Below are 19,859 nucleotides of genomic sequence, written 5' to 3' on the forward strand. Positions count from 1 at the left end.
CTTTCTTCAGTTGTCGTTTCGGCGGTTCACAGATAGCCCGGCAGGGGGTCGTGATCGAAGAAGATGGCCCCGGCGTTCTTCCAGGTGATCTCGCCCATGAAGGCGTGCTGGGTGCACAGCAATGCGTCGCGCAAAATGCGTGACAAGGGGTGGCCGTTCTCGGCACCGGTCATGCCGCTGATCTGGTACACGCTGCGGATGGCCGCGGCACACTCATGGGTCAGATGGGTGGCGGAGAGTCGTAGCAGGTTGATCTGATCGCGACTCGGTTCGCCGCCGGCCTCGACGGCGCTCCAGGCCGACTCGGTGCTGTCGTAGAAGAAGGCACGCGCGGCACGCACCCGGGCCTCGGCCTTGGCCAGACCGATCTGGGCGTACTCACGCTCGCCCAGATTGGGGGCTCCAGTGACCGACTTGCGCCCACCGGCCATGGCCCGCACCACGTCCAGCGCCTCACGGGCCAACCCCAGGGTGGTGACTGCCAGCACCTGGGTGGCAAAGGAGAGAGCGGGGTAGCGGAAGAAGGGCGCGTCGATGGTGGCCCTGGCGCCGCGCACGAAGGTCCACTCCTCGGCGACGTAGGCGTCGTCCACCACCAGGTCGTGGCTGCCGGTGGCGACCATGCCCAGCATGTCCCAGGTGGGGTCGATGCGAACCTGCTCGCGGGCAGCACCGCCATGCGCGGCAGGGCGCCGGGTTCGTCGGGCTGGATCCCGACGCCGCACAGCGAGGCGCTCATGCAGCCGCTGGCGAATTTCCAGCGTCCCTTGATGCGAAAGCCGCGGTCGACCCGCTCGGCGGGATGGGGCGGAAAGATGCCCCCGCGAACACCACGTCGGGAGAGTCCTTCCAGATCTGGGTAATGGTCGCCTCGGGCAGCGCCGCCAGATAGGCGGGGTTCATGCCGAAGCTGGCCACCCAGCCGGCGGAGCCATCTGCCGCCGAGATGGCCTCGACCATCTTCAGGAACTCGGCGGGGGATTTCTCGTCGCCGCCGTACCTGGCCGGCACCATGGCGCGATAGACGCCGATGGCCTGGAACTCCTCGACGATGTCCAGCGAGAGGTGTCGCTGTGCTTCGAACTCGTCACGCCGCTGGCGGATATTGTCGAGCAGCGCATCGAAGCGCTCCTCTCCGCCCCACTGGGCTTTATCGACCTGGCTGTGCATGGGTTTCTCCTGTTGTTTGAATGGCCTCGGCAGGCCGTGCGCCAACCAGATAGCGCGCGGCCCGGCAGACACCGGCGTCATCGCCTCGCCGACCGACGAGCTGCAGGCTCACCGGCCGCCCCCGGCTCGGAGACAGAGGCAGGCTCAGGGCGGGATGCCCCGAAAGGTTGAAGGGCCGCACGAGGGACGAGACGCTCAGATCCTGCCGCCCCTCCTCGGCCGCCACGCGGGTCAGCGGAAAGTGCGGCAGCGTCGGCAGCGCCAGCACCTCGTAGGTCTCGAGCAGCCGGTCCACACCGGCAGTGAAGGCCCGGCGTACCGCTTCGGCCTCGCGCAGCTCGGCGTCGGTGGTCTCGGCGGCCGCGCGCAGGCGGCGCTCCACGTCACTCCCCAGGCGGCCGCTGTCGAGCCAGGCGGCACAGGCCACGTAGGTCTCGCGCCTGATCAGCGCCATGGCCGCCTCGTAGGCCTCGTCCATCAGCGGCAATGTGCGCGTTTCACCGGCCAGTCCGGCGTCTTCGAGACACGCCTCCACCGCGCCGAGGATGGCGGCATCGGCCGCCACCGCCAGCCCGCTCAGACGCGGCATCGCCGCTCCGTTTCCAACGACGAAGTCGGTATCCACGGCCGCCATGAAGGCAATCAGCTCGTCGAGGTCGGCGCTGAGCGGTCCCACGCAGTCGAGGCTGCTGTGCGCAGGCATGACGCCGCGACGCCCGAGCCGGCCGAAGGTGGGCTTCAACCCGTACACACCGCAGCAGGCCGCCGGCACCCGGATCGAGCCTCCCGTGTCGGTACCGATGCCGATCTCGGCCAGGCCCGCCGCCACCGCCGCCGCCGAGCCGCTGGAAGACCCACCAGGGATCAGCGCCGGGAAGCGCGGGTTCTCGGGAGTACCGGTCCAGGCATTGAGGCCGGTCATGCCGAATGCCAGCTCATGCAGGTTGGCCTTGGCGACGATGCGATAACCGGCTGCCAGCGTGCGCTCGACGATCTCGGCATGCCTCTCCGCCGCCGGCGCATCGGCCAGCGCCGCCGAGCCGGCCCGGGTCGGGTAGCCGGCGATATCGATGCTGTCCTTGACCACGACTCGCTTGGAGCCCTTGCCGAGGTCGAGAGATTGGATGAGAGAGGACATGGCAGCCTTTTGTTTATTTATCACATGAAATTTCAAGTATTTAATGGCGCAAAATTGCGCTTCCTTCCCTACTGCGTTCCTACTTGTTTTCCTTCAGAGAACGAACAGCACGATCTCGGGCACCAGCAGCAGCAACGCGATGCATATCAGGTAAGGCGACATGAAGTAGCCGACGCCACGAAAGATATCGCCAAAGCTGAGTTCCGGATCGAGGCTCTTGACGATGAAGGCATTGACTCCCACCGGCGGTGTGATCGCCCCCATGCTGGTCACGATGCAGACCATGATGCCGAACCAGATCGGGTCGTAGCCCAGCACCATCGCTACCGGGAAGAAGATGGGGATCGAGATGATCAGAAAGCCCATGGCATCCATCAGCGCCCCGCCGATGACGTAGATCAGCAATACGCAGGCCATGACCAGCACCGCCGGCAGGGGCAGCGCCGCGGCCCACTCGCCAACCAGGAAGGGCAGCCGTGTCACGGTCAGGAAGCGGCCGAACACCACCGCGCCCGCCACCAGCATCAGGATCATGGCGGAGGTTCTGAGGGTGTTGCCCAGCGATTCCCGCAGCATCTCCCAGGATAGCCGTCCGCGCAGGCCGATGATGGCAATGGCGCCGACGCAGCCCACCGCAGCCGCCTCGGTGGAGGTGAACCAGCCGGCAAACAGGCCTCCCAGCACCAGGGTGAAGAGCGCGAATATCTCCAGCACGCCCTTGAGCGAGGCCAGGCGTGCGGCCCAGGAAGAGCGTTCGCCGGCCGGCGCCATGGCCGGATTGCGCCAGCAGAGATAGGCAATGGTCAGCACGAACAGCGTCATCAGAATCAGGCCGGGCACGATGCTGGCGATGAAGAGATCGCGAATGGCCAGCTCGGCCTGCAAGGCGATCACGATCAGCACCGCGCTGGGCGGAATGATGACGCCCAGGGTGCCGCCGGTGGCGACGCTGCCGGCGCTCAGCGCCCTGTGGTAGCCGAACTTCTTCATCTCCGGCAGGGCAATGGTGCCCACCGTGGCGGCCGTCGCGGTGTTGGAGCCGCACACCGCGGCGAAACCGGCGCTGCTCAGGATCGTCGTCGTGGCCATGGAGCCCTGGCGATGACCGGTCCAGGCATAGGCGGCAGCGAAGAGCTTCTCGGTGATTCCCGAGCGAAACAGCAGCTCGCCCATGAAGATGAACAGCGGGATGACGCTCAGGGAGTAGGAGGAGAGTTGCTCCCAGATCCCGGAGCTGACGATGTTGTATGCCGCCATGGAACTCGTAATGTGCAGCATCCCGAAGAAGCCGACGATGAACATGGCAAAGCTGATCGGCATCTTCAGGACAATCAGCACGAAAAGCGCCAGCACGCCGATCAGGGCCACCAGGGTGAAGCTCATGACACCCTCCCCCTCTTCAGGCACTCCAGCACATCCACCAGCAGCACCAGACAGAACGCGGTGAAGCCGAAGGCGACCAGATAGATGATGGGATAAACGGCCAGGCGCAGAGACTGCGATACGGTGCCGCGCTGCATGGCGAGGAGCCCATATTCCCACAGCTTGAACGCCACCATGGCGAAGAACAGCAGGCTCGCCAGCAACACCAGGGCTTGAATCCAGTGCTGCAGCCGCTGGGGCAGGCGAGCCACCAGCATGTCCAGATCGATATGCGCCTTTGTCGCCTGGGCATAGGCCAGGGAGAGCGCAACCACCACCGCCGTCAGCCAGCCGACCACCTCAGTGGTACCGCCGAACGAGGAGGCGACCTGACGCATGACGATGTTGGTCACCACCAGGAGCACCATGGCCAGCAAGGCACCGCCGGCGAGGGCGAGCAACAGCCGACTGACCAGGAGAGAAAATCTATTCATGAGCCAGCACCTGTCGTGTCGAATCTATCCCGGGCCTCGGCCCGGGCACCTGTCGCTACTGCTGGTATTGCTCGAAAAGTTCGAGCATACGCTCATGAAACTCGTGCGCCGGCAGGCCCAGCTCGGCAACGCGGGTCAACCGCTCCTCGTTGATCGGCAGCAGGCGTTCGGTCCAGCGAGCCGCCTCTTCATCGCTCAGCGAGAGCACTTCGACCCCCTCTTCCTCACGCGCCCACTCCAGCGACGCCTCGACGTGGGAATCGAGATAGTCGCCGGCGAAGAAGGCCATTTCGGCGCCCAGCTCGTCGATGACCTGCTGAACGTCCTCGGGCAGCGACTCCCAGCGCTGGCGGTTCATGACCGCCACCAGCACCGCATTCGACAAGGGGTAGTCGGTGACGTACTTGACGGTGCGCGCATAGCGCAGGTCCATCAGCACTTCCCGTGAGCTCACGTAGCCGTCGACGACGCCCGATTGCAGTGCCTCGCCCGTGTCGGCCTGCGAGAGCGCTATCGGCACCCCGCCCAGCGCCGCCAGGACATCGGTACTGTCTCCAGGCACACGAATCTCCTGGCCATGCAGCGCGTCCAGGGAAGTCACCGGCTCCTTGGTCTGCAGATAGCCAGGCTCGGAGGTGAAGGCCGTAATGACCTTGAAATCCTCGAGGCCCAGCTGCTCGGGAGGAAACTCCTGAATCAGCTCGTAGACGGTCTGACTCGCCACGGTCGAATTGACCTCCAGCCCGGTCAGGCTGCCGGCCAGATTGAGCAGTGGAAAACGGCTCGGCTCATAGGAGGTGATCGAAAGCCCGATATCGGCGACGCCGCTCAACACGCCGTCATACATGTTGTTGGCGGACAGCAGCGTACTGCCGGGAAAGGTGTTCACCGTCACGCGCCCGTCGGTGCGGCGCTCAATCTCCTCCGCCCAATGCTCCATCTGCACACCGGGGAAGGTGCTGGCAGGCGAGATGAAGGCATAACTGAGGGTGATGTCGCTGGCCAAAGCGAGCGGGCTTGCCAGGGCACTCATCAGCACACCCGCCAACCCAATGGCACCCGCCGCGTGCCGAATGTTCGGCACTGTTGTCTTCGTCGTCATGGGGTCTACCTCTATTTATCGTTGTTGTTGGGTGCTTCTGTGTCACCCAATACAGTCAATATCACATGAAATTTCAAGCAATGCAAATAACGCGCAAAGGTTCGTATCGCGAACATCACTGGCTAGTCCGGCACTCCCAGCGCCGCCAACAGCGCCGCCAGCTCCGGGTCCTGCCGCTTGGCATGCAGCAGCGCGGCGTCCTCCACCGCGAAGCGGCCCGCAGTGGCACTCAGGTAGACCTTGCCGCTGGTGTGGTCGGCGAAGCGGACCTCCGGCACCTTGGCGAGGCACTGCTTGAGGAAGGTGCAGTTGTTGGCCACCGCGAGCACGTCGCCGCCGGGATAGACCTCCGCCGGGCACGTCGCCGCGGTGTTGATCTTCTTGTAGCGCTCGATGTCGACCAGGCCCAGCGGGTCCAGGATGTGGAGTACCTCACGGGTGCCGTGGGCGATGACCTCGGGCGGGGTATGCCTGGGCACGCTGTTGTCGAGAAACACGTACTTGAAGCGCGGTCGCGGGCTGTCCAGCCACTTGAAGAATACCCTGGGCATGCCGTCGTAGGCCTCCACGCAGTGCCCCAGGAAATCCGACACCGCCTTGTAGCGCCCGCGCTCCAACCCCCGCAGCCAGCCCCGCTCCACCGTGGCCTCCGGCGGGGTGATGATGAAGTACATGTGCATGGTGGAGACGTACTTGGCATAGGTGCCATCCAGCAATTGCGGCACCGTCTCCGACGAGAAGCTGTCGAAGCGAAAGCGGTCGATCAGCAGATGGGGAATGGTGCGATCCCGCTGCGCCTTGTCGCGGATGTAGCGGTCCAGCTTGGCGTCGATCAGCTTGACCTCCTTGCCCGCCAGGCGACCGGCATACTTGTAGGCTTCTCCCAACGCCTCATAGTCGAGCAGCAGGCGACGCCAGATATCGGGAGTGATGGTGCCGTATCGATCCGGTGGCAGGCCCAGGTCCTGCAGCGTATGTCTCAGCAGGTGGCGCAGGGAGCTCTTGCCGGCCGCCGAGGCGCCCTTGAGGCTGACCAGGATCGGCTCGTCGGCAAGCGGCACCCTATCGTAACCCTCCTGCTCGATGGCCCGCTCGACGTGCGGCGCCAGCAGGTGGCCGATCAGGCGGCTGCCGTAGTCGTTGCCGGCATGCCGGGTGATCAAGCGCGCCAGCACCTCGCGATCCATACCGATATGGCCCTGGACCGCGGCAATCGAACTCAGCACCCGGTAGGCACTCTTGTAGACGGCCTGCTCCTGCTCGTCCTGGGCCGCCAGCCCCCTCTGCTTGATGGCCTGGATGGCATCGTGGTGACGCTCCTCCAGCGAGCGGCGATCCGGTGGCCGCGGCGGAGCGGGCCGCCTGCCCAGCCAACGCGCCAGCAAGGAGACGGGTTCGGGATCACCCGCCTCCGCTTCCGGGGCGAAGGCCGCGTCCAGGATCTCCTCCGCCCTGCCCCGTATCGACGCGCAGAGTCGGTCGAATGCCTGCTGGAATGCCGGCAGCTGGGAAGTGAGGTAGTCGGCCAGGATCCTGAGCACGATGCGGCGGAAGTTGTGCCCCAGCACCTCTTCCTGTTCGCCCTCGTGCACCAGGATGTCGGCGGTGACCCGCACGATCAGCTCGTGCAGCACCAGGCGCTCGGCGCGGAACGCGACCAGTTCCTCCTCCTCGAGCCCGGTGAGCGCCCGCAGCTCGGGGATCTCGGCCAGGTCGGAAGAGACGTTGGCCGTGCGATGAATGGTCTCCAGGGGCCGGTAGCGCCTGGGCAGGTCGGCCTCGAGGCCGGGGTTCCACGCCGAGTACTCGGCAGTAGCTCGATCAAGCATAGGCGCCACGCACGTGCGGAGGTTCAGGCCGATAGCCGGCGGTCATGCCTCGACATTGGCCGAATTTCTCATGCAGGGCAATCACGGCTCGATCACGGCTTCTCCTCGGCGGCAGCCGCCGCCCGCCGTACCGGCAACGCCAGGGGCCGGTGCAGGACCAGGTAGGCCGCGCCGCCGATCGCCACGCCCCAGAAGGCCGAGCCCAGGCCGAACAGGCTCATGCCCGAGGCGGTGGCCAGGAAGGTGATGATCGAGGCCTCGAGATGCTCCTTCTCGGCGGCCGCCGCGCTGAGGTTGCCGGCGATGGCGCCGATCAGCGCCAGCCCCGCCAGCAGGGCGACGAAGGTCACCGGCAGCGAGGTGAACAGCAGCACGATGCTGCCCGAGAACAGCGCGCCGAGCAGGTAGAAGACACCATTGGCCACGCCGGCCACGTAGCGTTTGCCGGGGTCGGGGTGGGCCGCCTTGCCGGTGCACAGTGCCGCGGTGATGGCCGCCACCACCGTGGTGATGCCACCGAACAGCGCCATCGGCAGCGATACCAGGCTGGTGACGGTGAGGATCGGCTTGGCCTGAACCTCGTAGCCGGCGCCGCGCAGGATCGCCATGCCCGGCAGGAATTGCCCGGTGAGGCTGACCAGCGCCAGCGGCAGGGCCAGGCTCAGGGTCGCGCCCAACGTCCACTCGGGGCGAATCGGCTCGGGCGCGGCCAGCTGCCATGAAACACCCGCCAGGCTGGCACCCTCCAGCCCCACCGCCAGCGCGATCCCGGCCAGCAGCAACAGCACCAGGAAGTAGCGCGGAAACAGCCGCTTGAACCCCAGGTAGGCGGCGAGCATGCCCAGCGCCAGCAGCGGTGCCTCCTCCAGCGAGGTGAACACGCCGACGCCGAACTGGAACAGGATGCCGGCCATCATCGCCGCGGCGATACCGGGCGGAATCAGCGCGACGATACGGTCGAAGGCGCCGCTCACGCCGACCGCGAAGACGATCAGCGCCGCGGTGAGGTAGGCGCCCACGGCCTCGTTCAGCGACAGCTCGGGAAACAGCGTGACCAGCAGCGCCGTGCCCGGCGCCGACCAGGCGGTGACCACCGGCACCCTGAGCCACAGGCTCAGGCCGATGCCCGACACCGCGGCGCCGATGGAGATCGCCCACACCCAGGAGCTCATCATCTGGGGGGAGATATCCGCACTCTGGGCGGCCTGGAAGAAGATCGCCAGCGGGCCGGCGTAGGAGATCAGCACCGCCACGAAGCCGGCCGTCACGGCCGACAGCGACCAGTCCTGGCGCAATGACATGTTTCACCTCGCATGGCAGAAATAGGGGATTTCAAACGGATAAAAAAGGCCCGTAGCGAGGAATCGACCACGGGCCAACGGAGGAAGGTGTGACCGCCCGCTAGCGCGCCGTGGCGGTCTCCCCCTGCGAGCCGCGAGACTCGCGGGAGAAGTCGAAGTCGCGGAATTCCACCAGCAGGGAGAGGCCCGCCCCCAGCACCAGCGCCCAGAAGGAGGAGCCGATGCCAAGGATCTGGATCCCCGAGACGGCGATCAGGAAGGAGAACATCGCCCCCACCTCATGCTTGCCGGAGAAGGTCATGTGCATGGCCGAGCCGATCACCCGCAGCAGCGCCAGCCCGGCGACGATGGCGATGAAGTAGCTCGGCATCGCCTCGATCAGGCTGAACACGAAGCCGTAGAAGGGCGCCGCCGTGACGAAGATGATGCCGACGATTACCGCCGCCACCCAGCGCTTGTCGTGGCTGCCGGCTTCCGGCCCCGAGCAAATTCCGGTCATCGGTGCGGCGATGCAGGTGCTGTGCAGGTTGAAGAAGGCCGACACCATGGTGCCGAAGCCGCCCAGCGCGGTGATCGCATTGGCCGGCGCGCTCTTGTAGCCCATGCCCTTGACCAGCCCCACCCCGGCCGGGGTTTCCATGCCAACGAGGATCAACGCCAGCGGCAGGCCATAGGCCAGGAAGGCTTCCAGGGTGAAGGCCGGCATGATGAATTCGGGCAGCTTGAAGGTGAACGTGACGCTCGAGAAATCGGCGCCGGAGAGCGCCATGTAGCCGACGCCCACCAGCAGCGTGACCACCAGCGGCGGCACCCGGCGCAGGTAGCGCGCGGCGAAGAAGAAGGAGAGGATCATGATCGTCGCCGGCACCAAGGCATTCTGCAGCGGCATCACCATGTTGGTGCCGAACTTGAGCAGGATGCCCGCCACCATGCCCATCACGATGGGCATCGGAATCAAGCGCATGACCAGGCTCATCCACCCCGCCAGGCCCACCACCAGCGCGATGGCGCCCGCGATCAGCGTGGCGCCCAGCGCCTCGTTGAGGCCCACCAGGGGAATGACGGCGGCGAACAGCAGCGCGCCGGGGATCGAGTTGGCCATCGGCAGCGGCAGCCGGTAGTAGGCCGGCAGGAACAGCCCGAACAGGCCGTTGATCATCAGGTAGCTGATCACCCACAGCAGGGTGAACTCCTGGGGGAGGCCCGCCGCGGTGCCGGCGCTGATGTGGATGACGCCGGCGCTGAGGCCGAAGATCCCGGCCACCACGCCGGCACTCAGGTTGTCGGCGTTGAGATCACGGAGGAAGTCGCGTGGCGCCGTGGCGAGTCCGGCGCCCTTCTCGATATGTTTCACGTTGTGCTCCAGGGGATTTTTTATGATTGAAGTGTTGGTGCGAGTAGTGAACGTGTCGCGTGCGGCCGGTCAGCCGCTGTCACCTCCCGCCACAGGCACCACGCTGCCGGTGATGTAGCTGGCGTCGCGGGAGGCCAGGAACAGGATCGGGGCCGCCATCTCGTCCAGGGTGCCGTAGCGCCCCATCAGACAGCTGTTCTTGGTCTGGTCGATGTGGGCCTGGAACCAGGCTTGCTCCTGCTCGTTGCGTGGCTCGGGAGTACCGCGCGAGATCCGCCGGGGTGGCGCCTCGGTCCCGCCGGGGGCGGTGGCCACCACGCGAATGCCATGCTCGGCATATTCGAAGGCCAGGGAAGCGGTCAAGGCGTTGACGCCACCCTTGGCCGCCGAGTAAGGAATCCGGTGGATACCGCGAGTCGCCGCTGACGACACGTTGACGATGACGCCGCCACCCTGCTCCACCATGGGGGGCAGCGCCGCACGACAGCACCACAGGGTGGGCATCAGCGAACGGGTAATCTCGGCCGAGATCTGGCTTTCGGTGAACTCGGTGAAGGGTTTGAAGTTGATCGCTCCCCCCACGTTGTTGATCAGGATGTCGAGACGTCCGTAGTGCTCGACGGTCCTACGCATCACTTCCTCGGCACCCTGCCAGGTCTCCAGGTCGGCCTGCAGCGCAATGGCCTCGACGCCCTGCTCGCACAGTCCCGCCACCACTTCATGGATAAGGTCGGAACGATCCACCAGCGCCAGCCGGGCGCCCTCGGCCCCGGCGCGCTCGGCGACGCGCCGGCCGATGCCCTGGGCGGCGCCGGTGATCACCATCGTCTGGTCCTGGAATCGGACGCTCATGCCACCGCCTCCTTCTTCGCCTCTTCCGGCGCCAGGCTCGGGGCGAACTTCTCGTAGTGGAAGCTGGCCGGCGAGATGCCCTGCTCGCGGAAGTGGGCGAGCACCGCATCGACCATCGGCGGCGGCCCGCACAGGTAGACGTCGACCTCGCCGTCGTGCAGCAGCTCGGGGGCCATGTGGTGGGTCACGTAACCCTTGCGCGGGTGCTCGCTGGCCGCATCGGCCACCACCGTGGTGTAGGCGAAGTCGGGCAACGCCTCGACGAAGGCGTCGAGTTCGTCGAGCTTGACCAGATGGTCGTCGACGTTCACCCCGTACAGCAGCCGCACCGGCTGGTCGCAGCCGCGTGCCTGCAGCTGGCGCAGCATGGAGAGAAACGGCGCCAGCCCGGTGCCGCCGGCCAGCATCAGCACGGGGCGCTCGACCTCGCGCAGATAGAAGCTGCCCATCGGCCCGGTCAGGGTCAGGTCGTCCTCGGGCTTGGCCGCCCCGGTCAGGTAGCCGCTCATCAGGCCATTCGGCACGTTGCGGATGAGGAAGCTGGCACGCCGCTCGCCGGGCAGCGAGCTGAACGAGTAAGAGCGGGTCTCGTCGCTGCCCGGCACCTGGATGTTGACGTACTGCCCCGGCAGGAAAGTGAGCCCCTCGCCTTCGTCGAGATCGACAACGAGCTCGAAGCTGTCCTCGGAGAGGCGCTCGACTTCGGCGACCCGGCCGGGGAACTCGCCGACGCCGGTCTTGCACAGGGTCGAGGCCACCGGCACCTGCACCACGCAGTCCGACGACGGCACCATCTGGCAGGTCAGCACCTTGCCTTCGGCGGCCTCCTCGTCGGAGAGCGCCTCGTCGATGTACTCGTCGCCCAGGTCGAACGCACCCTGCTCACAGGTGCCCTTGCAGGTGCCGCAGACACCGTCGGAGCAGTCCATCGGCAGATTGACCTTGTGGCGATAGGCGGCGTCGAGCACCGTCTCGCCTTCCTTGCAGCTGATGAAGCGGGTCACGCCGTCTTCGAAGTTGAGGGCTATGGTGTAGCTCATGCTCGTCTCCTCCCACCGGGATCACGGTCGCTCAGACGTGGTACACGTCGATGACCTGGTGGATGTAGTCGTTGTTCAGCACCACCTTCTTGTAGGTGATCAGCGGCGCGTCGCCGGACACGTCCAGGGTGTAGAACGACGTGCCGAAGTAGGCGTTGGTCTGCTGGTAGCGGTGGCTCAGGGTGTGCCAGTTGAAGCGCAGCTCGACCGTGTCGCCCTCCTGCGAGAGCACCTCCAGGTTGGAGACCTGGTGGGTGGTGCGCGGCTCGGGGATGCTGGTCGCCCCGGAGCGCTCGGTCTTGATGCGGTAGACGCGGTCCTCCAGCCCCTCGCGGTTGGGGTAGTAGATCAGCGATATCTCGCTCTGCGGGTCCTCGGTCAGCCGGTCGTCGTCGTCCCAGGCCGGCATCCAGAAGACCGCGTCCTTGTGGTAGCAGGTCAGCCACTCGTCCCACTGGCGGTCGTCGAGTAGCCGGGCCTCGCGATAGACAAAGGCCTGAATATCGAGATAAGTCATGACGGTGCCCTCCCTCAGGCCGACGCGGTGGCAATGAACTGGCTGCGCTCTTTCTCGATGGCGCGCAGCATCTCCTCGACCCAGTGCTTGTGATGCATCACGTAGAGACCCTCGTCCTCGGGCGAGGCGCCGCTGAGCAGCGGCTTCATGTCGATGGCGCGGGCGTTGTCGTCGGCGCCCTCGATCCACTGCCTGGCACCGCGGGAGAGATCGTTCCACTCGGCGTCGAGGCCGGCGTAGCCGTTCTGGCAGGCGCGGAACTCCTCCAGGTCGTCCGGCGTGCCCATGCCGCTGACGTTGAAGAAGTCCTCGTACTGGCGGATGCGCAGGGCGCGGTTCTCGGCCGATTCGCCCTTGGGCGCGAAGCAGTAGATGGTGACCTCGCTCTTGTCCACGGCGATGGGCCGGATCACGCGGATCTGGGTGGAGAACTGGTCCATCAGGTAGACGTTGGGGTAGAGGCAGAGATTGCGCGTCTGGTTGACGATGGAGTCGGCGCGCGCCTCGCCGAGCTCCTGCTCGATGCGCTCGCGCTGGGCGTAGACCGGACGCACCTCGGGGTTGAGCAGGCGCGTCCACAGCATCATGTGGCCGTTCTCATAGGAGTAGAAGCCGCCCATGCTCTTCGACCAGCCGTTGGCGTCCACCGCCTTGGTGCCGCCGGCATCGTAGTTGCGCCGCTCCATGGTCGAGGCGTAGTTCCAGTGCACGGTGCTGACGTGGTAGCCATCGGCCCCGTTCTCGGCGCCCAGCTTCCAGTTGCCGTTGAAGGTGTAGGAGGAGGTGCCGCGCAGGATCTCGATGCCCTCCGGCGCCTGGTCGACGATGTTGTCGATGATCTTGGTGGTCTCGCCGAGGTACTCGGTGAGCGGGGCGACGTCGGCGCTCAGGCTGCCGAACAGGAAGCCGCGATAGCTCTCGAAGCGCGCCACGCGCTTGAGGTCATGGGAGCCCTCCTGCTTGAAGCTCTCGGGGTAGGCGCCGGTCTTCTCGTTCTTGGCCTTGAGCAGCTTGCCGTCGTTCTTGAAGGACCAGCCGTGGAACGGGCAGGTGAAGGTGCCCTTGTTGCCGCGCTTCTTGCGGCACAGGGTCGCGCCGCGGTGGGCGCAGGCGTTGATCAGCGCGTGCAGCTCGCCCTGCTTGTCGCGGGTGATGATCACCGGCTGGCGGCCCATGGTGACGGTCATGTAGTCACCCGGCTCGGCGATCTGGCTCTCGTGGGCCAGGAACAGCCAGTTGCCTTCGAAGATGTGCTTCATCTCCAGCTCGAAGAAGGCCGGGTCGGTGAACATGCTGCGGTGGCAGCGGAAGATGCCGTTCTCGGGGTCGTCGACGACGGCGCCGCGGACGCGTTTCTCGAGACGATCAAGCTGTGCGGTCATGGCTCCAACTCCTCGTTGCTCTTGTCAGGTCGTGAGGCTCCCCTACCCACCGGCCCGGGGCCGGTGGGGGAGCGCTGCATGTTGGGATGGGGTCGGGACGCGGCGGGCGCTCAGACCTCGGCGGTGCCGGCCAGCTGGCTGGCCTGATCCTCGGCGTCTTCCAGGGCCCGCGGGCGCTTGTGGCGAACCTGCAGCTCGGGGCCTCGGTGCGCGCCAGCTCGACATCGAAGACCACCTCGGAGAACGGGCCGTCCAGTTCGCGCCGGGCGATCTCGGCCGGGTCCTCGATGCGGTTCGCCGGAATGACCAGCTCCTCACGGGTGGCGAAGGCGAAGTCGTCGAAGGTGTAGGGGTCGCCGGCCAGGTTGATCTGGGTGGTCAGGTGGCGATGCCCCGGCGCAGAAATGAAGAAGTGGATGTGCGCCGGACGCTGGCCGTGGCGGCCCAGAGCCTTGAGCACCTGGTCGGTGGGGGCGCCTTCCGGCACGCCGTAGCCGGAGGGGATGATGCTGCGCGCGGTATAGCGGCCCTGCGCATCGGTGACGATGGTGCGGCGCAGGTTGTATTCGCTCTGGGTCTTGTCGAAGAAGGAGTAGCCGCCCTTGGAGTCGGCGTGCCAGATCTCGACCTTGGCGCCGGCCACCGGCTTGCCGTCGACGTCGCGCACCTGACCGGTCAGCCACATGGTTTCACCGTCCGGGTCCTGGCCGTCGTCCATGCGCGCGAAGCCCTCGGCCTCGGGGGCGCCGGCGACGTAGAGCGGGCCCTCGATGGTGCGCGGCGTACCGCCGTTGCGCTTGGCCTCGGCGTCGATGGCGTCCTGGCGCATGTCGAGGTAGTGGTCGAAGCCGAGCCCCGGCGAGAGCAGGCCGAACTGGGTCTGGCCGCCCAGCGCATTGAGCAGGCTGACGGTCGACCAGTACTCCTCCGGGGTGACGTCGAAGTCGTCGATCAGCCGGTACAGGTCGGAGAGCAGGCGATGCATGATCTGCTTGGCGCGGTGGCTGCCGCCCTGCTCGTCGAAGCCGGAGACGGCCTTCAGGAAGTTCTGCACCTCGGGGGTATCGAAGATCTTCACGGTCATGGGTCATTCCTCGTTGTCGTTGGTTGCCCTAGGGGGCTGGCGTGATGCGTCGCGGCTCAGCTGTCGTCGTCGCGAATGGAGGACGGGTGGCGGCACAGCGGCTTGACGCCGATCTCCATCCACGGGAAGAGCGGCAGGCCCGCGACGAGCTCCTGCAACTCGGCGTTGTCGCGCACGTCGAAGATGCTGACGTTGGCGTAGCTGCCGGCGACCCGCCACAGGTGTCGCCACTTGCCCTGGCGCTGAAGCTCCTGGGCGTACTCCTTCTCGCGCGCCTTGATCGCGGCGGCCTCTTCGGCCGGCATCGACGGCGGCAGCTTGACGGTCATTTCCACTTGGAAAAGCATGCGTTTCTCCTCAACGGCGGACGTAATGCGCCAATTTGTCCTCATCCAGGGCGATGCCCAGCCCCGGCCCTTTCGGCAGCTCCACGCCGAACTCGCCGTAGGCGAGCGGCTCGGCGACGATGTCGTCCCTGAGCAGCAGCGGACCGAACATCTCGCTGCCCCAGGCCAGCTCGGGCAGCGTCGCCCAGGCGTGCAGCGAGGCGGCGGTGCCGATGGTGCCCTCGAGCAGAGTGCCGCCGTAGAGGCCGATGCCGGCCGCCTGGGCGACCTGGGCCAGCGCCAGGGCGCCGCGCGGGCCGCCGGCCTTGGCGATCTTCAGCGCATAGGCGCCATTGAAGCCAGCCGCGGCCAGGGCGAAGCCGTCGCGGGCGTCGGCCACCGCCTCGTCGGCCAGCATCGGCACCTCGAAGCGGTTGGCCAGGCGCACCAGGCCGGCATGCTCGCGGGCGGGAATCGGCTGCTCGATCAGGTCGATGCCGGCGGCCTGCAGCGCGGCGATGCCGCGCACGGCGGTGCTCTCGTCCCAGGCCTGGTTGACGTCGACCCTGACGCTTGCCCGCTCGCCCAGCGCCTCCTTGATCGCGGCCACGTGGCGCACGTCGTCGTCCACGGCGTTGGCCCCGATCTTGAGCTTGAAGTCGCAATGGCGACGCTGCTCCAGGCGCTGGAAGGCCTCGTCGATGTCGCGGGCGGTATCGCCGCTGGCGAGGGTCCACAACACCGGCAGGTGGTCGTGGCGCGCGCCGCCGAGCAGCTCGGCCATGGGCAGGCCCAGACGCTTGCCCTGGGCGTCGAGCAGCGCGGTCTCCAACGCCGACTTGGCGATGGCGTTGCCGCGGGCATGGCGGTCGAGCCGGGCCCGCAGCGCGGCGACGGCGCCCGCCGGCTGGCCGATCAGCAGCGGAGCCAGGTAGGCGTCGATGTTGCGCTTGATGCTCTCGGGACTCTCGGGGCCGTAGGCGAGCCCGCCGATGGTGGTGCCTTCGCCCAGCCCCTCGATGCCGTCGCTGTCGCGAAGGCGCACGATGACCAGCGTCTGGCAGGCCATGGTGGTCATGGAGAGCTTGTGGGGGCGGATGGTCGGCAGGTCGACCAGCAGCGTTTCGATGGACTCGATGACAGATGACATGCGCGCTCCGGCGGTTCGGTGTTTCGATACCATGGCAGTCTGATTGCCCCGGCGCGGCCGAACCAATATCGTTTAGGTCGTCAGCCATACCCTGGAGGTATCATGGAGCTGCGACATCTGCGCTACTTCTGCGTCGTGGCGGAGGAGCTGAACCTGACCCGGGCGGCCACCAGGCTGCACATGGCACAGCCGCCATTGTCACGACAAATCAAACAGTTGGAGGGAGAGATCGGCGCCGAGTTGTTCGAGCGGAGTGCGCGCGGGCTGCGCCTGACGCCGGCGGGCCAGCTCTTCCATGAGCATACCCTGCAGATAATGGAGAAGCTCGACACCACCATCGCCGCGACCCAGCGCCTGGCCCGCAGCAAGCGCGTGATGTTCGGCATCGGCTTCGTTCCTTCGGTGTTCTACGGCCAGTTGCCGCTGCTGGTACGTGAATTACGACAAAAGGATAACGTCGAGCTGGTGCTGGCCGAGCTGACCACGGTGCAGCAGGTGCAGGCGCTCAAGAGCGGGCGCATCGACATGGGCTTCGGCCGCATGCGCATCGACGACCCCGACGTGGAACAGGAGAACCTGTTCGACGAGCCGCTGATGGCCGCCCTGCCCGAAGGCCATCCGCTGGCCGATACCGTGCCGACCCTGGCCCAGCTCGCCGAGTATCCCCTGGTGTTGTTCCCGGCCCAGCCGCGCCCCAGCCTGGCCGACATGACGCTGGGGCTGTTTCGCCGCCGTGGGCTCAAGGTCACCGTGGCGCAGGAGGCCAACGAGCTGCAGACCGCGCTCGGCCTGGTGGCCTCGGAGATCGGCATCACCCTGGTGCCGGAGCAGGTCAAGCGGGTCAGGCGCGACGGCATCGTCTACGTCTACCTCGCCGACCCGGGCCTGACCTCGCCGGTGATTTGCAGCCGGCGCAAGGGCGAGGCGCCCTCGCCGATCATGCAGGAGGCCAATGCCATTCTCGAGGTGTTGGTTGAAAACCGCCGCAGCGGCAGGTATCCCTGATCCGACGGTACGGGTACGAAAGGGTCAGGCGCGCGGTCGCGCCACGGCCAGGCACGACGCCCGATTGCCGTGGCGCGATAGCACCCGGAACTCATCCAGCGCCAGGTCGGCGGCGTCGAGCTGCGCCTTGAACGCCTCCTCGTAGGTCACGCGGCCGAAGTCGATGCTGGTGAGCCGCTTGAGCAGGGGCTTGAGGCGCTCCATCGTGGGCGAAGGGCGCAGTTGGATTGTCTGGGTGAAATAGAGCTGCCCGCCCGGCGCCAGCAGCCCGGCACTGTGGCGCAAGGCCCGCTCGGGCTCCGGCAGCAGCATGAAGCTGGCGGAGAAGTAGATGGCGTCATAGGGCCCGCCGCAGTGATCGTAGACCGATTCGAGCCGCACCTCGGCGTGTTCTGCCAGTGCAGAGTCGTGCAGCCGCTTGCGGGCGCGCGCGACGTAGTCGGCGTCAATGTCGATCCCGACGATGCGCAGCTCCTTGCGTTTCGCCGCCTCGGCATTGGCCAACAGTGCGCCGGCGGTGCCGATGCCGACGTCGAGCAGCGCCGCCCCCGCGGGCAGCCGCTCGAGCACTTCGGCGTACCAGCGGGCGGTGAGCCTGAGGATGAAGGTGTCGTAGACGATGCCTCTCATTGGCTCAGCCTATCATGTCTCGCTGGCCGGAAATCGTCCCGGCGCACACGGAGGGTTTGACCAAGGTCGGGTTGCGATGCTGCTGTCGGAGCGAAACCATAGCGAACTAACGTACGCATAACGCACACGACAGCCAAACGGAACCGCACATGAGTGAACCCTGCGCAATCGTCACCGGCGGCGCCCGCAATATTGGTCAAGCGATCGCCCTGCGCCTGCAACAGGACGGCTATCGAACCATCGTGCTGGACATCGTCGAGCCGGAGGCGGAATCGCTCAAGGCCGACGCCCGCCGGGTCGACCTCGCCGAGATTGAAGCGACTCGGGCGGTACTCGCGGAGATCGTCGAGAGCCACAGCGTGGATTGCCTGGTCAATAACGTGGGAATCGTCGCACCAGCGCTGCTCGACGACACGCGGGTGGAGGACTTCGACCGCCTGATGCACCTCAACGTGCGCTCGGCCCTGGTCTGCACCCAGGCGCTGCTGCCGGGCATGCGCGAACGGCGCCACGGCCGTATCGTGATCAACGCCAGCCGCGTGGTGCTGGGCAAGGAGGCGCGCAGCCTCTACAGCGCGACCAAGGGCGCGCTGCAGTCCATGGCCCGCACCTGGGCGCTGGAGCTGGCCGGCGACGGCATCACCGTCAACTGCGTCGCCCCCGGCCCCATCGCCACCAGCGCCTTCTGGGAGAACAACCCGCCGGACTCCGAGCGCGCGCGGCGCATCATCGACAACATCCCCGCGCGGCGCATGGGCCAGCCCGAGGACGTGGCCCAGGCGGTGAGCTTCTTCTGCGACGAGCGCAGCGGCTTCGTTACCGGCCAGACCCTGTTCGTCTGCGGTGGCGTCAGCGTCGGCTGATGCGCTTTAAATAGCACCGCGCTGGCGAAGCGCCTCGATCTCTTCCGGCGCCTTGTCGAGCAGCCGCGCCAGCACGGCGTCGGTATCCTCGCCCAGCGCCGGCGGCGCCTTGCGGTACTCCAGTTGCGTGCGCGAGTACTTGATCGGATTGGCCACGCCGGGTACCGGCCCGTGTCGCGACTCCAGCTCGATCTGCATTCCCCGCGCCTTGACCTGGGGGTCGTCGAAGACCTGGGCGATGTTCTGGATCGGCCCGCAGGGCACCGCGATCTCGCCCAGCAGCGCCATCCATTCGGTGCTACTGCGGCTGCGGGTGATCTCGACCATGATCGGTACCAGCTCGAGGCGATGTCTCACCCGCGCCGGATTGGTCGCAAAGCGCGGGTCCTCGGCCAGTTCGGGCCGCCCCACCGCCCGGCAGAAGCGCTGGAACTGACCATCGTTGCCGATGGCGATGATCACCTTCTCACCGTCGGCGGTGGGAAACGGCTGGTAGGGCACCAGGTTGGGGTGATACTCGCCGGTGCGGGTGGGCGGCGTGCCGCTGCAGAAGTAGTTCTGCGCCTGGTTGGCCAGCCAGCTCACCTGCACGTCGAGCAGGGCCATGTCGATGTACTGCCCTTCGCCGGTCAGGTGGCGATGATGCAGCGCGCCGAGGATGGCGATGGCGGCGTTCATGCCGGTGGTCAGGTCCGCCACCGCCATGCCGACCCGTTGCGGGCCGGCGCCCGGCTCGCCGTCGGCGGCACCGGTAATGCTCATCAGGCCGCCCTGGGCCTGGATCAGGTAGTCGTAGCCGGCCATGGCGGCCATCGGCCCGGTCTGGCCGAAGCCGGTGATGGAGCAGTAGATCAGCCTGGGGTTGATGGCCTCGAGGGTGGCGTAGTCGAGCCCCTTGCGCGCCAGGCCGCCGCTCTTGAAGTTCTCCACCAGGATATCGCTCTCGGCAGCGAGTTCGCGGATCAGTGCCTGTCCCTCGGGCCTGCCCATGTCCACGGTCACGAGTGCTTGCCGCGGTTGGCCGAAAGATAATAGGCGGATTCGCGGGTCTCGTTGCCGTCGCGATCCTTGAGCCAGGGAGGTCCCCAGTGGCGCGTGTCGTCGCCGCTTACCGGGCGCTCGATCTTGATCACCTCCGCGCCCATGTCGGCAAGTATCTGGGTGCACCAGGGGCCGGCCATCACCCGGCTCAGGTCGAGCACGCGCAGGCCTGTCAGTGGTCCCGCCATGTCAACGCCTCCCCGGGCTTGCGTTCCGTTC

Annotated in this window: 19 protein-coding genes and 1 pseudogene; 2 read left to right on the forward strand and 18 right to left on the reverse strand. The window is 66.7% G+C overall.

Features of this window, described 5'->3' with window-relative positions; translation table 11 throughout:
* Window positions 1-26 precede the first annotated feature (26 nt).
* From EKK97_RS25120 to EKK97_RS21160, 16 genes are all read right to left on the reverse strand, one after another.
* Window positions 27-725, reverse strand: a complete 699-nt coding sequence (locus EKK97_RS25120) for an acyl-CoA dehydrogenase family protein (protein WP_236551306.1) — start codon at window positions 723-725, stop codon at window positions 27-29.
* 10 nt (window positions 726-735) lie between these two features.
* Entirely contained in the window at window positions 736-1,170 is a 435-nt protein-coding gene (locus tag EKK97_RS25125) for an acyl-CoA dehydrogenase family protein (protein WP_236551307.1), read from the reverse strand.
* Complete coding sequence (locus EKK97_RS21095; protein ID WP_159554941.1) at window positions 1,151-2,308, reverse strand: amidase; 1,158 nt, start codon at window positions 2,306-2,308, stop codon at window positions 1,151-1,153. Before EKK97_RS21095 ends, EKK97_RS25125 begins: the two co-directional genes overlap by 20 nt.
* 93 nt (window positions 2,309-2,401) lie before the next feature.
* The gene (locus tag EKK97_RS21100; RefSeq protein WP_159554943.1) at window positions 2,402-3,691 is read right to left on the reverse strand and encodes a TRAP transporter large permease; all 1,290 of its coding nucleotides are present in this window, start codon (window positions 3,689-3,691) and stop codon (window positions 2,402-2,404) included.
* On the reverse strand, window positions 3,688-4,164 hold the full coding sequence (locus EKK97_RS21105) for a TRAP transporter small permease (protein WP_159554945.1): 477 nt from the start codon (window positions 4,162-4,164) through the stop codon (window positions 3,688-3,690). The genes EKK97_RS21100 and EKK97_RS21105 overlap by 4 nt, the downstream gene beginning before the upstream one ends.
* A gap of 55 nt (window positions 4,165-4,219) precedes the next feature.
* Window positions 4,220-5,266, reverse strand: coding sequence for a TRAP transporter substrate-binding protein (locus EKK97_RS21110; protein WP_159554947.1), 1,047 nt, complete (start codon window positions 5,264-5,266; stop codon window positions 4,220-4,222).
* Window positions 5,267-5,388: 122 nt separating this feature from the next.
* Window positions 5,389-7,095, reverse strand: coding sequence for a hypothetical protein (locus EKK97_RS21115; RefSeq protein ID WP_159554949.1), 1,707 nt, complete (start codon window positions 7,093-7,095; stop codon window positions 5,389-5,391).
* 92 nt (window positions 7,096-7,187) lie between these two features.
* Complete coding sequence (locus EKK97_RS21120) at window positions 7,188-8,396, reverse strand: benzoate/H(+) symporter BenE family transporter (RefSeq protein ID WP_159554951.1); 1,209 nt, start codon at window positions 8,394-8,396, stop codon at window positions 7,188-7,190.
* A 100-nt stretch (window positions 8,397-8,496) separates the two neighbouring features.
* Window positions 8,497-9,750: a benzoate/H(+) symporter BenE family transporter gene (locus EKK97_RS21125; protein ID WP_159554953.1), complete on the reverse strand. Its 1,254-nt coding sequence runs from the start codon at window positions 9,748-9,750 to the stop codon at window positions 8,497-8,499.
* Between the two features lie 69 nt (window positions 9,751-9,819).
* Window positions 9,820-10,602, reverse strand: a complete 783-nt coding sequence (benD, locus tag EKK97_RS21130; protein ID WP_159554955.1) for a benzoate diol dehydrogenase BenD — start codon at window positions 10,600-10,602, stop codon at window positions 9,820-9,822.
* A complete protein-coding gene (gene benC / locus EKK97_RS21135) occupies window positions 10,599-11,642 on the reverse strand; it encodes a benzoate 1,2-dioxygenase electron transfer component BenC (protein ID WP_159554957.1) in 1,044 nt (347 codons plus the stop codon). The genes benD and benC overlap by 4 nt, the downstream gene beginning before the upstream one ends.
* Window positions 11,643-11,673: 31 nt before the next feature.
* Window positions 11,674-12,159, reverse strand: a complete 486-nt coding sequence (gene benB, locus EKK97_RS21140; RefSeq protein ID WP_159554959.1) for a benzoate 1,2-dioxygenase small subunit — start codon at window positions 12,157-12,159, stop codon at window positions 11,674-11,676.
* A gap of 14 nt (window positions 12,160-12,173) precedes the next feature.
* The gene (locus EKK97_RS21145) at window positions 12,174-13,541 is read right to left on the reverse strand and encodes a Rieske 2Fe-2S domain-containing protein (RefSeq protein ID WP_159554961.1); all 1,368 of its coding nucleotides are present in this window, start codon (window positions 13,539-13,541) and stop codon (window positions 12,174-12,176) included.
* A complete protein-coding gene (gene catA, locus EKK97_RS21150) occupies window positions 13,525-14,625 on the reverse strand; it encodes a catechol 1,2-dioxygenase (RefSeq protein ID WP_479688633.1) in 1,101 nt (366 codons plus the stop codon). Before catA ends, EKK97_RS21145 begins: the two co-directional genes overlap by 17 nt.
* A gap of 56 nt (window positions 14,626-14,681) precedes the next feature.
* On the reverse strand, window positions 14,682-14,972 hold the full coding sequence (gene catC / locus EKK97_RS21155) for a muconolactone Delta-isomerase (RefSeq protein WP_159554963.1): 291 nt from the start codon (window positions 14,970-14,972) through the stop codon (window positions 14,682-14,684).
* A 10-nt stretch (window positions 14,973-14,982) separates the two neighbouring features.
* Window positions 14,983-16,101: a muconate cycloisomerase family protein gene (locus EKK97_RS21160; RefSeq protein WP_159554965.1), complete on the reverse strand. Its 1,119-nt coding sequence runs from the start codon at window positions 16,099-16,101 to the stop codon at window positions 14,983-14,985.
* A gap of 102 nt (window positions 16,102-16,203) precedes the next feature.
* Here EKK97_RS21160 and EKK97_RS21165 point away from each other — a divergent pair, with 102 nt between their 5' ends.
* The gene (locus tag EKK97_RS21165; RefSeq protein ID WP_159554967.1) at window positions 16,204-17,106 is read left to right on the forward strand and encodes a LysR family transcriptional regulator; all 903 of its coding nucleotides are present in this window, start codon (window positions 16,204-16,206) and stop codon (window positions 17,104-17,106) included.
* A 24-nt stretch (window positions 17,107-17,130) separates the two neighbouring features.
* Here the strand turns inward: EKK97_RS21165 and EKK97_RS21170 are convergent, their stop codons facing one another.
* A complete protein-coding gene (locus EKK97_RS21170; RefSeq protein ID WP_159554970.1) occupies window positions 17,131-17,736 on the reverse strand; it encodes a class I SAM-dependent methyltransferase in 606 nt (201 codons plus the stop codon).
* 149 nt (window positions 17,737-17,885) lie between these two features.
* On the opposite strand from EKK97_RS21170, the gene EKK97_RS21175 reads away from it, so the two are divergent.
* Window positions 17,886-18,599, forward strand: coding sequence for an SDR family NAD(P)-dependent oxidoreductase (locus tag EKK97_RS21175; protein WP_159554972.1), 714 nt, complete (start codon window positions 17,886-17,888; stop codon window positions 18,597-18,599).
* A gap of 6 nt (window positions 18,600-18,605) precedes the next feature.
* Here the strand turns inward: EKK97_RS21175 and EKK97_RS21180 are convergent.
* Window positions 18,606-19,828: pseudogene (locus EKK97_RS21180) on the reverse strand (CaiB/BaiF CoA transferase family protein).
* Window positions 19,829-19,859 lie beyond the last annotated feature (31 nt).

This window comes from Billgrantia tianxiuensis, from assembly GCF_009834345.1.
Classification (GTDB): domain Bacteria; phylum Pseudomonadota; class Gammaproteobacteria; order Pseudomonadales; family Halomonadaceae; genus Halomonas; species Halomonas tianxiuensis.

What these genes read in the sequence shown, in the direction of transcription:
- EKK97_RS21160 (WP_159554965.1), bottom strand. Translation starts at nt 16,101, where the DNA reads ATGTCATCTGTCATCGAGTCCATCGAAACGCTGCTGGTCGACCTGCCG.
- EKK97_RS21175 (WP_159554972.1), top strand. Translation starts at nt 17,886, where the DNA reads ATGAGTGAACCCTGCGCAATCGTCACCGGCGGCGCCCGCAATATTGGT.
- EKK97_RS21100 (WP_159554943.1), bottom strand. Translation starts at nt 3,691, where the DNA reads ATGAGCTTCACCCTGGTGGCCCTGATCGGCGTGCTGGCGCTTTTCGTG.
- EKK97_RS21165 (WP_159554967.1), top strand. Translation starts at nt 16,204, where the DNA reads ATGGAGCTGCGACATCTGCGCTACTTCTGCGTCGTGGCGGAGGAGCTG.
- EKK97_RS21105 (WP_159554945.1), bottom strand. Translation starts at nt 4,164, where the DNA reads ATGAATAGATTTTCTCTCCTGGTCAGTCGGCTGTTGCTCGCCCTCGCC.
- catC (WP_159554963.1), bottom strand. Translation starts at nt 14,972, where the DNA reads ATGCTTTTCCAAGTGGAAATGACCGTCAAGCTGCCGCCGTCGATGCCG.
- EKK97_RS21110 (WP_159554947.1), bottom strand. Translation starts at nt 5,266, where the DNA reads ATGACGACGAAGACAACAGTGCCGAACATTCGGCACGCGGCGGGTGCC.
- EKK97_RS21115 (WP_159554949.1), bottom strand. Translation starts at nt 7,095, where the DNA reads ATGCTTGATCGAGCTACTGCCGAGTACTCGGCGTGGAACCCCGGCCTC.
- EKK97_RS21095 (WP_159554941.1), bottom strand. Translation starts at nt 2,308, where the DNA reads ATGTCCTCTCTCATCCAATCTCTCGACCTCGGCAAGGGCTCCAAGCGA.
- benB (WP_159554959.1), bottom strand. Translation starts at nt 12,159, where the DNA reads ATGACTTATCTCGATATTCAGGCCTTTGTCTATCGCGAGGCCCGGCTA.
- benD (WP_159554955.1), bottom strand. Translation starts at nt 10,602, where the DNA reads ATGAGCGTCCGATTCCAGGACCAGACGATGGTGATCACCGGCGCCGCC.
- EKK97_RS21170 (WP_159554970.1), bottom strand. Translation starts at nt 17,736, where the DNA reads ATGAGAGGCATCGTCTACGACACCTTCATCCTCAGGCTCACCGCCCGC.
- EKK97_RS21145 (WP_159554961.1), bottom strand. Translation starts at nt 13,541, where the DNA reads ATGACCGCACAGCTTGATCGTCTCGAGAAACGCGTCCGCGGCGCCGTC.
- catA (WP_479688633.1), bottom strand. Translation starts at nt 14,625, where the DNA reads ATGACCGTGAAGATCTTCGATACCCCCGAGGTGCAGAACTTCCTGAAG.
- EKK97_RS21120 (WP_159554951.1), bottom strand. Translation starts at nt 8,396, where the DNA reads ATGTCATTGCGCCAGGACTGGTCGCTGTCGGCCGTGACGGCCGGCTTC.
- EKK97_RS25125 (WP_236551307.1), bottom strand. Translation starts at nt 1,170, where the DNA reads ATGCACAGCCAGGTCGATAAAGCCCAGTGGGGCGGAGAGGAGCGCTTC.
- benC (WP_159554957.1), bottom strand. Translation starts at nt 11,642, where the DNA reads ATGAGCTACACCATAGCCCTCAACTTCGAAGACGGCGTGACCCGCTTC.